The 13,750-nt window shown below is 51.9% G+C and carries 9 protein-coding genes; 3 read left to right on the forward strand and 6 right to left on the reverse strand.

The features are described from left to right. Positions 1-58: 58 nt before the first annotated feature. Positions 59-1,717, reverse strand: a complete 1,659-nt coding sequence (locus tag PAGR_RS07245) for a glucan biosynthesis protein D (RefSeq protein WP_014605382.1) — start codon at positions 1,715-1,717, stop codon at positions 59-61. Positions 1,718-2,060: 343 nt separating this feature from the next. Here PAGR_RS07245 and elaB point away from each other — a divergent pair, with 343 nt between their 5' ends. Continuing rightward, positions 2,061-2,372: a stress response protein ElaB gene (gene elaB / locus PAGR_RS07250; RefSeq protein ID WP_015699853.1), complete on the forward strand. Its 312-nt coding sequence runs from the start codon at positions 2,061-2,063 to the stop codon at positions 2,370-2,372. A gap of 207 nt (positions 2,373-2,579) precedes the next feature. Then, positions 2,580-3,776 (forward strand): nicotinamide mononucleotide deamidase-related protein YfaY, encoded by a 1,197-nt coding sequence (locus PAGR_RS07255; protein WP_013026498.1) that lies wholly within the window; start codon positions 2,580-2,582, stop codon positions 3,774-3,776. 236 nt (positions 3,777-4,012) lie between these two features. Here the strand turns inward: PAGR_RS07255 and yfaE are convergent, their stop codons facing one another. The 5 genes from yfaE to PAGR_RS07295 all read right to left on the reverse strand — a co-directional run bounded on the left by yfaE (position 4,013) and on the right by PAGR_RS07295 (position 10,519). Continuing rightward, positions 4,013-4,273 carry a class I ribonucleotide reductase maintenance protein YfaE gene (gene yfaE / locus PAGR_RS07265; RefSeq protein WP_014605383.1) on the reverse strand — a complete coding sequence of 87 codons (261 nt, stop codon included), beginning with the start codon at positions 4,271-4,273 and terminating at the stop codon, positions 4,013-4,015. Positions 4,274-4,275: 2 nt separating this feature from the next. Beyond that, the gene (nrdB, locus tag PAGR_RS07270; protein WP_014594159.1) at positions 4,276-5,406 is read right to left on the reverse strand and encodes a class Ia ribonucleoside-diphosphate reductase subunit beta; all 1,131 of its coding nucleotides are present in this window, start codon (positions 5,404-5,406) and stop codon (positions 4,276-4,278) included. A gap of 78 nt (positions 5,407-5,484) precedes the next feature. After that, on the reverse strand, positions 5,485-7,770 hold the full coding sequence (gene nrdA / locus PAGR_RS07275) for a class 1a ribonucleoside-diphosphate reductase subunit alpha (protein ID WP_013026495.1): 2,286 nt from the start codon (positions 7,768-7,770) through the stop codon (positions 5,485-5,487). Between the two features lie 459 nt (positions 7,771-8,229). Beyond that, positions 8,230-8,958, reverse strand: a complete 729-nt coding sequence (ubiG, locus tag PAGR_RS07280) for a bifunctional 2-polyprenyl-6-hydroxyphenol methylase/3-demethylubiquinol 3-O-methyltransferase UbiG (protein WP_014605384.1) — start codon at positions 8,956-8,958, stop codon at positions 8,230-8,232. Between the two features lie 976 nt (positions 8,959-9,934). Continuing rightward, complete coding sequence (locus PAGR_RS07295) at positions 9,935-10,519, reverse strand: hypothetical protein (protein ID WP_013026492.1); 585 nt, start codon at positions 10,517-10,519, stop codon at positions 9,935-9,937. Between the two features lie 460 nt (positions 10,520-10,979). On the opposite strand from PAGR_RS07295, the gene gyrA reads away from it, so the two are divergent. Continuing rightward, positions 10,980-13,622 (forward strand): DNA topoisomerase (ATP-hydrolyzing) subunit A, encoded by a 2,643-nt coding sequence (gyrA, locus tag PAGR_RS07300; protein ID WP_013026491.1) that lies wholly within the window; start codon positions 10,980-10,982, stop codon positions 13,620-13,622. Positions 13,623-13,750: the final 128 nt, after the last annotated feature.

Below are 13,750 nucleotides of genomic sequence, written 5' to 3' on the forward strand. Positions count from 1 at the left end.
GCAAAAAAAATGCATCCCGGCGGTTGGCCTGAGATGCATTTCACGTGAGAGGGAAGCGTTAGCTTACGGTCATCTGGCGATCGTCAACGTATTTACGCTGGTCCGGCGGCGGTGGCACATACTGATAGAGCCAGGTCTCACTCAGGGTTTCGTCTTTGGTGCGCAGGAACAGGCGCATCTCGACGGGCTGTACGCTGTCGCTGTTGGGATACCAGTCGAACAGGATGCGGTAACCTTTTATCGGTTCGACATACAGGATCTCTACCTGTTTAAAGGTGCCTGAGGAAACCGTAATCACCGGTTCAATGCCTTTCGGTGCGGCTGCCTGCAAGTCGCCGCCGATAAAGTCCACAGCGAAACGGCGGCACCAGACATCCGGGAAGTGCTCGCCCGGCGCCCAGCCTTCGGGGAAACCACCAATGCCGGTGCGGGTCGCATCTACGCGGGCCAGATCGCTCTGAACGGGCGGCAGGGCGCTCCAGTAAAGCTTGTAGGCAAAACTGTATTCGCTACCGGCTTTGATCGGCTCTGCGGGCTGCCAGAAGCAGACGATGTTATCAAGCGTTTCGCCGGTGGTTGGAATTTCCATCAGGTTAATAGCGCCTTTGCCCCATTTGCCTACCGGTTCCACCCACAGGCTTGGGCGTTTGTTATACCAGCCAATCACGTCCTGATAGTTCTCAAAGTCATGGTCTAGCTGGAGCAGGCCAAAGCCGCGCGGGTTTTCGTCTTCGTAGGCGTTGAACTGCAGGCGCTGAGGATTATTTAACGGCCGGGCAATCCATTCACCTTTGCCGCTCCACATCGCCAGGCGATCGGAGTCATGAATCTGCGGATGATAGGTGTTACACATCCGGCGTTCGTTGGTGCCGCAGCTGAACATACTGGTCATCGGCGAGATGCCTAACTGACGAATATCCTTGCGGGCAAACAGATGATTCTCAATCTCCATGACCACGCGTTCTGCTTCGCAGTGAATGACAAACTTATAGGCCCCGGTGATGCTGGCGCCGTCCAGTAAGGCATAGCAGGTAAAGGTGGTGTCTTCCGCTTTCGGCGTTTCAAACCAGAAGGCCGTAAAGTCTGGAAACTCTTCCTGACCGTTGCTGAAGGTGTTGATGGCCACGCCACGCGCGGACAGGCCGTACTGATAAGTGTCATCGACCGCGCGGAAATAGCTGGCACCCAGAAACGAGACAATGTCGCGGCGGGCCAGCTCAGGTTTTTTGAAGGCGCGGAAACCGGCAAAGCCAAGATCCGTTTTACCCTGCAGTTGTTTGGTATCGACTTTGGCATCGTTGTAGTTAAACAACTCAGGACGAAAATGAATTTCGCGTGCTTCACGACTGGCGCTGTCCACAGAGAACATGCGGATGCGGCGTTTAAATCCCATGCCTACGTGGAAGAACTGCACATCCAGTTCGCGATTGGGAATATTGTTCCACAGAGAGTGGTTGGCATCATACTGAATGTCGTTGTATGCCTGTGGTGTCAGGGTTGCCAACGTGGGGGGAAGGGGGCCGGGTGCGCCGCCCCAGGGTTTTTTAGCCAGCGCGGCCGCATTCTTCTTCAACTCATCGAAATCGAAGCGTACTGCGGTTCCGTCAGCAATGCCATCATCTGCCCAGGCGGATTGCGCGAACAGCGTTGATAAGCCTGTCATACCGCTTACGGCGGAAAAGGCCATTGACGCTTTCATAAACATTCTGCGATTCATGCCAGAGATCATTCCTTAGCTGTTCGAGTTTGCTGTGACTGTCGTGTCAGCGCATTGATATGCACATGGCCTGATTATTACAGGCAACAGCTGGGTACGACAGTCGGCGTAGATAAAAATTCATTTCGTTGAAAATTTATCAGATAAATCAAATAAGCGAAGCGAAATCGCTGCCAGCAGGCCATCTATTACACTTCTTTGCGTAGCGTCCAGCGTGACACAGATTCACTGTCGTTTTGTTTACTCACGCTGATTTTCAGGCAATTCCTGGCGGAGTTCCACGCAAAGCCCTGTTTTGGGACTATAGTTAACCAGGTGCTTTGCAATTCACATGGAGGAAATGATGGTAAAACAGACTGAATCTTTTGAAACAGGCTATGACGACGATATCGCACTGCTGACCGAAACGCTGGAAGAAGTGCTGAAGTCATCAGGGGATCCGGCCGACCAGAAATACATCGAACTGAAAACCAAAGCTGAACGAGCGCTGGAAGATGTAAAGTCACGTGTTAGTCAGGCGTCCGATAGCTACTACTATCGTGCTAAACAGGTTGCTTACCGTGCCGACGATTACGTCCATGAGAAACCGTGGAAGGGCATCGGTATTGGTGCAACGGCAGGGCTGGTTTTAGGCCTGCTGCTGGCTCGCCGTTAAGCTAAACGCGTAGTGCAATACGTACAACGGGCAGGCTCACTCCTGTCCGTTTGCGCTTTCTCAACATCCCTTGCCTGCTTTATAGCTTCTTATCCCCTTCTTATCCTCTCACCAGACGCGGCCTTATTCGACGCTAAATCTCCCTTACAGATTGTGTTTTACGCAGGGGCTTTCTAAAGTGAACCTAATGGCACAAGGAGAAAGAACGTGATTAGAGTCGAAATGCTGTCCACGGGCGATGAAGTGTTACACGGTCAAATCGTCGATACCAACGCGGCCTGGCTGGCTGATGTGTTATTTCAGCACGGAATGCCGATGACCAGCCGTACAACAGTAGGTGATTCCCTGTCGTCCCTGGTTGAGACCTTACAGGCACGTAGTCTTGAAGCGGATGTGCTCATCGTTAACGGCGGCCTGGGGCCCACATCTGATGACCTTAGCGCCCAGGCGGCTGCGATGGCGAGTGGCGTTGAACTGGTGATGCAGGAAGCCTGGCTTGAAACTATGGAAGTCTGGTTCGCCAGTCGTGGACGTGTGATGGCCGACAGCAATCGCAAACAGGCCGAAATTCCTGCCAATGCCGAAATGCTCGATAATCCGGTCGGCACCGCCTGTGGATTTGCCCTGCAGCTCAACCGTTGCTGGCTGTTTTTTACCCCCGGCGTACCCTCCGAATTTAAAGTGATGGTTGAACAACAAATCATCCCCCGCCTGAAAAATAAATTTGACCTGCCAGAGCCGCCGCTGTGCCTGCGGCTGACGACCTTTGGTCGGGGTGAAAGCGATATTGCTAATGAACTGGAGCCGCTGGCGCTGCCGGAAAACGTGTTGATGGGCTACCGTTCATCAATGCCCATTATCGAAATTAAGCTCACCGGGCCTGCCTCACAGCGCGTGGCGATGGAGCAGGTCTGGCAGCAGGTGCGTTTACTGCTGGCGGAATGCACGATTTTTGAAGGGTTGGAGGGGCTGCCTGCGCTGTTGGCGCGAGAACTGAATCAACGTAACCTGCGTCTCGCAATCAGCGAGCAGTACACGGCGGGGTTACTCAACTGGCAGTTGGCTTCGGCTGAGGTTCCCCTGAGCGCCACCGAAATTCTGCCGCAGCAGGACGAAAGCCTTGAGGTACAGGTGATGCGCACGCAGGCGCTGGCGGCGAGGCTGCAGACGCCGTTGGCCCTGTCGGTCGGCAACCTGAGCGAAGGCGAGATTTCCGTTGCGCTACACACGCCGGAGGCGACCTGGGGACAACGCGTGAAGTTTAACCACGGTCGTCATAATCTGGAAACCCGGCAAAAAGTGGTGGCGATGATGGCGATGAACATGCTGCGGCGCTGGCTACACGGCAGTGAGGTAAGCACAGGGCACGGCTGGATCGATGTGATCGAAACGGTGAAGCACTAGGCCTTAGCGAACGTAAGGGGCTGGCGTCGTCCAGCCTGTCTTATGAAAGCGTCGACAAATCGTTAAGCGGCGCGCGCTGACGGTTTTATGCTGCGGACGTGGCGTTGTTGATCTCACCTGGCTGGCAGGCTTCGATTTTGAAATCAAGGTGATTGCCCGTATTCCCTGAGCCAGCGCCAGAAAAAAAACCGCCATTCGGTTGGAATGACGGTTTTTTAACTGCCTGAGATGCGAGCCTAGAGTTCAAGCTCGATCTCGCCCTTCGCCTTACAGCAGCAGGGCAGGATCTCGCCCTGCTCAATAAACGCCAGCGGCTTTTCCGCGTAGTCGACTTCGCCGCTCAGTAGCCGCATCCGGCAGGAGCCGCAATAGCCCTCACGGCACTGGAATTCAACACACAGGTTGTTGGCTTCCAGCATCGTCAGCAGGTTAGGGTGATCGTCTGCGCCCTCCAGTCGGGTACCGGAACTGCGCAGAATAACAACGGAACGGCTCATTATTACAACTGGAAATCGTCGAAGTCGTTTTCGCCCACTTCGGAGTCAATCTGACCGACCAGATAGGAGCTGACTTCCACTTCCTGCGGTGCCACCTGTACGTTGTCCGACACCAGCCAGGCGTTGATCCAGGGAATCGGGTTAGAACGCGTTTCGAAAGGCAGATCGAGGCCAACCGCCTGCATACGAATATTGGTAATGTATTCAATATACTGACACAGGATATCTTTGTTCAGGCCGATCATCGAACCGCCGCTGAACAGGTATTCCGCCCACTCTTTTTCCTGCAGCGCCGCTTTTTTGAACAGTTCAAAACACTCTTCACGGCATTCGGCGGCGATCTCTTTCATTTCAGGATCGTCTTCGCCAGTGCGCAGCAGGTTCAGCATGTGCTGAGTACCGGTCAGATGTAGGGCTTCGTCGCGGGCAATCAGCTTGATGATTTTCGCATTGCCTTCCATCAGCTCACGCTCGGCAAACGCAAACGAGCAGGCAAAGCTGACATAGAAACGGATGGCTTCCAGCGCGTTGACGCTCATCAGACAGATATACAACTGCTTTTTCAGGGCACGCAGGCTGACGGTGACGGACTTACCGTTAACCTGATGGGTGCCTTCACCTAACAGATGCCAGTAGCTGGTCATCTCAATCAGATCATCGTAGTACTGCGAGATATCCTGAGCACGTGCCAGAATCTGCTGGTTGGTCACGATATCGTCAAACACCACCGCCGGGTCGTTTACGATGTTACGAATGATGTGGGTGTAGGAGCGTGAGTGGATCGTCTCTGAGAATGCCCAGGTTTCGATCCAGGTTTCCAGCTCAGGAATGGAGATCAGCGGCAGCAGCGCCACGTTTGGGCTGCGTCCCTGAATGGAGTCCAGCAGCGTCTGATATTTCAGGTTGCTGATAAAAATGTGTTTTTCGTGATCGGGCAGGGCCTGGTAATCGATGCGATCGCGTGAAACATCGACCTCTTCAGGACGCCAGAAGAACGAAAGCTGCTTTTCGATCAGCTTTTCAAAGATATCGTATTTCTGCTGGTCAAAACGGGCCACGTTAACGGACTGACCGAAAAACATCGGCTCTTTCAACTGGTCATTTTTATTCTGAGAAAAAGTGGAGTAAGCCATAAAAAACTGTCCAATGTAGACGAGGCTCAGCACCGGCCTCGCGGGAAAATGTGGGCGGGAATGGCTCCCGCCCGACCGTCAGATCTTACAGGCGCCGCTTTCGCAGCCATCATCCTGAATAGAAGGTGCCAGATCATCCTGCGCATCTTCCGCACCATCACGGGTGTTTTGATAATAGAGCGTCTTCACGCCGAACTTATAGGCGGTCAGCAGATCTTTCAGCAACTGCTTCATCGGCACTTTGCCATTCGGGAAGCGTGACGGATCGTAGTTGGTGTTAGACGAAATCGCCTGATCGATAAATTTCTGCATCACGCCAACCAGCTGCAGATAACCATCGTTAGAGGGCATATCCCACAGCAGTTCGTACTGATCTTTAAGACGCTCATACTCCGGCACCACCTGACGCAGAATACCGTCTTTGGATGCCTTGATGCTGATATGACCACGCGGCGGCTCAATACCATTGGTAGCGTTTGAAATCTGCGATGAGGTTTCAGACGGCATCAGCGCAGAAAGCGTTGAGTTACGCAGACCGTGGGTTTTAATCTGCTCACGCAGGGTTTCCCAGTCCAGGTGCAGCGGCTCATTGCAAATCGCATCCAGATCTTTCTTGTAGGTGTCGATCGGCAGTACGCCCTGCGCATAGGTGGTTTCATTAAACCACGGGCAGGCACCTTGCTCTTTCGCCAGCTCGTTTGAGGCTTTTAGCAGGTAATACTGAATGGCTTCAAAGGTTTTGTGCGTCAGGCCGTTGGCGCTGCCGTCGGAGTAACGCACGCCGTGCTTCGCCAGGTAGTAAGCAAAGTTAATCACGCCAATACCCAGCGTGCGACGGCCCATCGCACCGCGTTGTGCGGCAGGAATCGGGTAATCCTGATAATCGAGCAGGGCATCCAGCGCACGTACCGCCAGGGTCGCCAGCTCTTCCAGATCGTCCAGGCTGTCAATGGCGCCCAGGTTGAACGCTGACAGCGTACACAGCGCGATTTCACCGTTCTCGTCGTTGACGTCGCTCAGCGGCTTGGTCGGCAGCGCAATTTCCAGACACAGGTTAGACTGGCGAACCGGCGCGATGCTGGCGTCAAACGGGCTGTGTGTGTTGCAGTGATCGACGTTCTGGATGTAGATACGGCCCGTTGAGGCGCGTTCCTGCATCATCAGCGAGAACAGATCCACGGCTTTCACTCGCTGCTTGCGAATGCTGCTGTCTTTTTCATATTTGGTGTAGAGGCGCTCAAACTCATCCTGATCGGCAAAGAAGGCATCGTACAGGCCAGGCACGTCTGACGGGCTGAACAGCGTGATGTCTTCGCCTTTAAGCAGACGCTGATACATCATTTTGTTGAGCTGCACGCCATAGTCCATATGACGCACGCGGTTGCCTTCAACGCCACGGTTGTTTTTCAGCACTAACAGGCTTTCGACTTCCAGGTGCCACATTGGGTAGAACAGCGTGGCTGCGCCGCCACGAACGCCGCCCTGCGAACAGGATTTCACCGCAGTCTGGAAGTGCTTATAGAACGGGATACAGCCCGTGTGGAATGCTTCGCCACCACGGATAGGGCTGCCCAGCGCGCGGATACGTCCGGCGTTGATACCAATGCCCGCGCGCTGAGAAACGTATTTCACAATGGCGCTGGAGGTGGCATTGATCGAATCCAGGCTGTCGCCGCACTCAATCAGCACGCAGGAGCTGAACTGACGCGTAGGCGTACGCACTCCCGACATGATGGGCGTTGGCAGCGAGATTTTGAAGGTCGAGATCGCATCGTAGAAACGCTTGATGTAATCCATACGCGTATCGCGCGGATAACCTGAGAACAGGCAGGCGGCGACCAGGATATACAGGAACTGGGCACTTTCGTAGATCTCACCGGAGACGCGGTTCTGAACCAGGTATTTGCCTTCTAACTGCTTCACGGCCGCGTAGGAGAAATTCATATCGCGCCAGTGGTCGAGAAAGCCATCCATCTGCTCGAACTCTTCACGGCTGTAGTCTTCCAGCAGATGGCGATCGTACTTGCCCAGATCGACCATCTTAACAACCTGATCGTACAGCGCGGGCGGTTCAAACTGACCGTAAGCTTTTTTACGCAGGTGGAAGATTGCCAGTCGGGCAGCAAGGTATTGATAGTCAGGGGCATCGCGAGAAATAAGGTCTGCAGCGGCCTTGATGATCGTTTCATGGATGTCAGACGTTTTGATGCCATCATAAAACTGAATGTGGGAACGCAGCTCTACCTGTGAAACCGACACATTGTTCAGCCCTTCGGCCGCCCAGTCGAGGACACGGTGAATTTTGTCGAGATCAATGCGCTCCTGGCGGCCATCGCGTTTAGTAACGAGCAGACTTTGGTTCATGTCGCGTTTTTACCTTTGCGTGAGTATCCAATAATTAAAAGAAATCCCGATTTATACACAGCATATTCATTGTGAATAATGTTGTGGATAAACACTACATCTTGGGGTTGTTGACGATATGCATAACAATATGGAGGCTTATTCTAGTATTTTGCTGGCGCTTAACAAGAGGAAAAAATGATGTCTGCGGGGGTTGTATTTTCTGAGGGTTTTCTTAAGCCGCGTCTCGTAAGGCCGCAGGTCGTGTCAACCATTCAGAGAAAATATTGCAATTTATGATCGACCGCTGATTTTTCAAACATTGCGCTAACTTTTCCAACACCTCAGCGCGGGAGAGCAAAACGTGCAGATACTGTCTCAGCCAATGCCCTGGATCCGCCCCTCGGAAACGCTAACCTGCGCAGATGACAACAGGATGACAGCAGCGTGGGCAGGGCAGAGCCGCACGCTGCAGGATTATCAGGCGTCGCCGTGATGCGTGTGTATCATGTAGTTCACATCCACACCGTTACCCAGACGAAACTTATCGGTGATGGGGTTGTAGTGCAGGCCAATCATATTGCGCTCACGTAGTGGCGTTTCATCGACCCAGCCCAGCAACTCGGAAGGGCGGATAAATTTTTTCACATCATGCGTGCCGCGCGGCACCATGCGCAGCACATACTCAGCGCCAAAAATTGCCATCAGCCAGGCTTTGGGATTGCGGTTGATAGTCGAGAAGAACACCTCACCGCCGGGTTTCACCAACTGCGCGCAGGCGTGCACCACCGAACGCGGATCGGGCACATGTTCCAGCATCTCCATGCAGGTCACCACATCGTATTCGCCCGCGTGTTGGCTGGCGTGCTCTTCCACCGTCTGTTGCACATAGCTGAGCGTGACGCCGCTCTCCAGGGCATGCAGACGCGCCACTTCCAGCGGTTCGGCACCCATATCCAGCCCGGTGACCACCGCGCCTTCCCGCGCCATGCTTTCGGCCAGGATGCCGCCGCCACAGCCAACATCGAGAACTTTCTTGCCGAACAGCCCGTTGCTGTGTTGCGCAATATAGCCCAGCCGCAGAGGGTTAATACGGTGCAGCGGTTTAAATTCGCCCTCCAGATCCCACCAGCGCGAGGCAACGGCCTCAAACTTGGCAATTTCCTTATGGTCAACGTTCTGACCGCTTTCCTGTGAAGTTGAAATCATAACCTTGTTACTCCGGCTAATAGCGTTGATGGTTGGGAGTATACCTCAAGCTGGCCGGGGCCGTAGACTGAAGAGTCAGCAGTCATTCCCCGACTCGCCTTAAATTGAAATGCATGATAGCTGAATAGAATGTCCCATTTGTAAGCCGTCAGGTGGGAGCATCTGATGTGTGATTGCGTTATCGGCACTATCAGACTGACGGCCGGAAAATAAATATGACCTGTAGTGGAGGTGGACAGGATGGAAAAAGGCGAGGCAAAAAGCACGCTTAAGTTATTTTTTCCTTGTCAATAACAAAGGGATTAACGCCATGAAATAGGGAAAAGGTATCCACAGAAAACCAATCACACGACTTCTGTTGAGATAGTTAAGGCACCGCAAACTGCTGGAAATAACCGGCATAATAAATGCAATGATAAGAAGTATTGAAAGAGAATCGTCCGCCAGAAAGGACAGATAGAGTGAAAACCAGGCTATCTGGAAAACAAGGAAGATGAGATATTCGAGTTTCGAATCCTTTTCTTCGTAGTTCATGCAAAGTCTGAACCCTTTTTTAATGGTTTTAAAAATCAAGGTGCTCTCCTTTTTAACACTAGCGCAATACTAATGACAAAACCGCACAAAATTGCCAGTGCGGCAGGCAACGGATAACCTGTAGTGATAGTTTCACATGGAGAGGATTTTATTTGATACGTCACTATTATCAGAACTAACGAAATCGAAAATTGAAGAATTTGTTGTGTTATAAGTTTAATGAAACGGTTGTTTTTCTTTCTAAGGATTAGAGCTGAAATTAATAAATAAATTGAAAAAGTCAATCCTGTAATCAACTTGTTATAAAATAAACTGCTGATATTATCCGTTAGTGTTTCCTGACATGCAGATCCCAGCGTTAATATTTCATAGTTGAAAGTAAATCCAATACTAAACAGAATTAGCGATAGTAACACGGTTGAAAAAATAAAGTTTTTTTTAATCATAGCTTTATACCGTGTTTTTTCATGTCAAGCATTGATTTTGCTAATTCAGTTTTATCAGTAATGAATTTTGTTTCTTTCGTATTGCTATTGTATTTAGCCATTGCAGTGGGGGTATCAATCCCTCCATTGTCCATAGTGAATTTCACATTTTTATTTCCATATAGAATAATATTAGGGATAGGGTCCTTGCCGTAATTAACTGTTGGTGAAAATCTGGTTGTTCTAGGCTTAGTTAAATTTTTAGGAATATCCAGAACATCAGAATCAGGCAAAAGTGAAAATGAGGCTAAAGACCCTGAAAATGCAAGCGTATAAGCTAAATCGCCAGTGTATTTTGTGTGTACTGGAGCGCCGAAAGAATACTTAATGGTTTGCCAAAGGGTGATATCTGCAGGATTGATTTTTTTGCCCTCCATATACATATCTTGCTTTTTGGATAAGCTGATCACCATCCGGTAGACCTGAACTAGAGATGGAGAAATTCCGCCGAAAGAAAAACCATCAGGAATGAGTCCATCGCGAGGATAAATGCGCTCAATGATGTAATAGAGTCCTGTGGATTCAACTAGTGATATATTCATACAGTAACCGATGGCAGATATAATTTTCTGATTAGCATACCACTTACACCTTGATTTTGAAGCAGCAAAGAAGGAACAGTTGAATGGAGAACAGTGGGATTAATAATATTGAGAGTTTTTTAAGATTTTTCTTAGGTGGTTTTGGCCTCTGTCCTAAATCGTACTCTTAATGGAAGGCTGAGGCAGATTAACAACAGTTTAGACTGGGGGTTTGAGGCGGCTCTGTAGAACGGTATATTCGTCATGCTAACCTCAATGTCCTGCTCGTCGAGCACAGGCCACTTTCTTTGCACGCATCTAGCGAAGAATCTTTTTGCGTTGCACTTTCCCGTATCAAAATTGACTCTGTCGGGGATGAAAAACCTCGTCCTTAACGATGCTTTACTTTCCCCTCACGTGCGCCTGTGTGATATACTTTCGCACCTTTAAAATCCGGGATTAGTAGAGGGATAGCGGCTCCATGAGCGACCTTGCGAGAGAAATTACACCGGTTAATATCGAAGAAGAGTTAAAAAATTCTTACCTCGATTACGCCATGTCGGTCATCGTTGGCCGAGCTTTACCCGATGTGCGTGATGGCCTGAAGCCAGTACATCGCCGCGTACTATACGCGATGAGCGAACTGGGTAATGACTGGAACAAACCCTATAAAAAATCTGCCCGCGTCGTCGGTGACGTTATCGGTAAATATCACCCCCATGGTGATTCTGCCGTTTACGACACCATTGTACGTATGGCCCAGCCTTTCTCCCTGCGTTACATGCTGGTGGACGGTCAAGGCAACTTCGGATCCATCGACGGCGACTCCGCTGCGGCGATGCGTTATACCGAAGTGCGCATGTCCAAAATCGCCCACGACCTGTTAGCTGACCTGGAAAAAGAGACCGTTGATTTCGTTCCTAACTACGACGGCACCGAGCAGATCCCTGACGTTCTGCCCACCAAAATTCCTAACCTGCTGGTAAACGGTGCGTCCGGTATCGCAGTCGGCATGGCAACCAACATCCCACCGCACAACCTGCGTGAAGTGATCAACGGCTGCCTCGCCTATATCGAAGATGAAAACATCAGCATCGAAGGGCTGATGGAGCACATTCCGGGGCCTGACTTCCCGACAGCGGCCATCATTAACGGTCGTCGCGGCATTGAAGAAGCCTACCGCACCGGTCGCGGTAAAGTGTATATCCGTGCCCGTGGTGAAGTGGAAGTGGACGCCAAAACCGGGCGTGAAACCATCATCATTCACGAACTGCCGTATCAGGTGAACAAAGCGCGCCTGATTGAGAAAATCGCCGAGCTGGTGAAAGAAAAACGCGTTGAAGGCATCAGTGCGCTGCGTGATGAGTCTGATAAAGACGGCATGCGTATTGTCATTGAAATCAAGCGCGATGCGGTTGGTGAAGTCGTCCTCAACAACCTCTATTCACTGACTCAGTTGCAAACCTCTTTCGGTATCAACATGGTGGCGCTGCATCAGGGCCAGCCGAAGATTATGGCACTGAAGGAGATTCTGGAAGCCTTCGTTCGCCATCGTCGTGAAGTGGTCACGCGTCGTACTATTTTTGAACTGCGCAAAGCTCGCGATCGTGCGCATATCCTTGAAGGCCTGGCGATTGCGCTGGCTAACATCGATCCGATCATTGAGCTGATCCGCCGTGCGCCCACGCCTGCCGAAGCGAAAGCGGGCCTGATCGCACAATCCTGGGATCTGGGCAACGTGTCTGCCATGCTGGAGCGTGCCGGTGATGATGCTGCCCGCCCAGAGTGGCTGGAAGCGCAGTTTGGTATTCGTGAGGGTAAATATTACCTGACTGAACAGCAGGCTCAGGCCATTCTGGACTTACGTTTACAGAAACTGACCGGGCTTGAGCATGAAAAGCTGCTGGATGAATACAAACAGCTTCTGGATCAAATTGCGGAGTTGCTCCACATCCTGGGAAGTTCTGAGCGCCTGATGGAAGTCATTCGCGAAGAGCTGGAACTGATGCGCGATCAGTTCGGCGATGAGCGCCGCACGGAAATCACTGCGAACAGCGCAGACATCAACATCGAGGACCTGATCAATCAGGAAGATGTGGTCGTCACGCTGTCGCATCAGGGCTATGTAAAATATCAGCCGCTGAGTGATTACGAAGCGCAGCGTCGCGGTGGCAAAGGCAAGTCTGCCGCCCGCATTAAAGAAGAAGATTTTATCGATCGTCTGTTGGTGGCAAACACCCACGATACGATTCTGTGCTTCTCCAGCCGTGGCCGACTCTACTGGATGAAGGTTTACCAGCTGCCGGAAGCCAGCCGTGGGGCACGTGGACGTCCAATCGTCAACCTGTTGCCGCTTGAAGCGAATGAACGTATCACGGCGATTCTGCCTGTGCGCGAATACACCGAAGGCTTCAATATCTTTATGGCAACCGCGAGCGGCACGGTGAAGAAAACCGGTCTGCAGGAGTTCAGCCGTCCACGCAGCGCCGGTATCATCGCCATTAACCTGCGCGATGATGACGAGCTGATTGGCGTAGCGCTGACCAACGGTAACGACGAGGCGATGCTGTTCTCGGCCGCCGGTAAAGTGGTTCGCTTCGCCGAATCTGCCGTGCGTGCCATGGGCCGTACGGCCTCGGGCGTACGCGGTATCAAGCTGGCGCAAAACGATCGTGTGGTTTCCCTGATTGTGCCGCGTGAAGAGGGCGCGATTCTCACCGTGACGCAGAACGGCTACGGTAAGCGTACCGCGAACAGTGAGTATCCAACCAAATCCCGTGCGACGCAGGGCGTGATCTCCATCAAAGTGACCGAGCGTAATGGCCCGGTGATTGGTGCAGTGCAGGTGGTCGACAGCGATCAGATCATGATGATCACCGATGCCGGCACCCTGGTGAGAACCCGTGTGTCTGAAGTCAGCATCGTGGGCCGTAATACCCAGGGTGTGATTCTGATTCGTACGGCAGAGGACGAGAACGTGGTCGGACTGCAACGCGTGGCTGAGCCGGTGGAAGAAGAAGAGCTGGACTCCATCGACGGCAGCGTGGCGGAAGGGGATGACGATATCGTACCTGAAGTCGACAATGACGACGATGACGTACCCGCAGCGGACGACGATGAGTAATTAGCGCGTCGTACGTTAAGAGCAACGGCAGGTCAGGGATCACCCGACCTGCCATTTTTTTGCGGCAGGTTTGGCAAAGGATGATTTCCTCAGGGGCAAATAGTCCCAAACTGCGCCGGGTGCCCGTC

The organism is Pantoea ananatis PA13 (genome assembly GCF_000233595.1).
Classification (GTDB): domain Bacteria; phylum Pseudomonadota; class Gammaproteobacteria; order Enterobacterales; family Enterobacteriaceae; genus Pantoea; species Pantoea ananatis.

Coding starts and splice junctions, on each gene's coding strand:
- PAGR_RS07245 (WP_014605382.1), bottom strand. CDS start 1,717: ATGAATCGCAGAATGTTTATGAAAGCGTCAATGGCCTTTTCCGCCGTA.
- elaB (WP_015699853.1), top strand. CDS start 2,061: ATGGTAAAACAGACTGAATCTTTTGAAACAGGCTATGACGACGATATC.
- yfaE (WP_014605383.1), bottom strand. CDS start 4,273: ATGAGCCGTTCCGTTGTTATTCTGCGCAGTTCCGGTACCCGACTGGAG.
- nrdB (WP_014594159.1), bottom strand. CDS start 5,406: ATGGCTTACTCCACTTTTTCTCAGAATAAAAATGACCAGTTGAAAGAG.
- nrdA (WP_013026495.1), bottom strand. CDS start 7,770: ATGAACCAAAGTCTGCTCGTTACTAAACGCGATGGCCGCCAGGAGCGC.
- ubiG (WP_014605384.1), bottom strand. CDS start 8,958: ATGATTTCAACTTCACAGGAAAGCGGTCAGAACGTTGACCATAAGGAA.
- PAGR_RS07295 (WP_013026492.1), bottom strand. CDS start 10,519: ATGAATATATCACTAGTTGAATCCACAGGACTCTATTACATCATTGAG.
- gyrA (WP_013026491.1), top strand. CDS start 10,980: ATGAGCGACCTTGCGAGAGAAATTACACCGGTTAATATCGAAGAAGAG.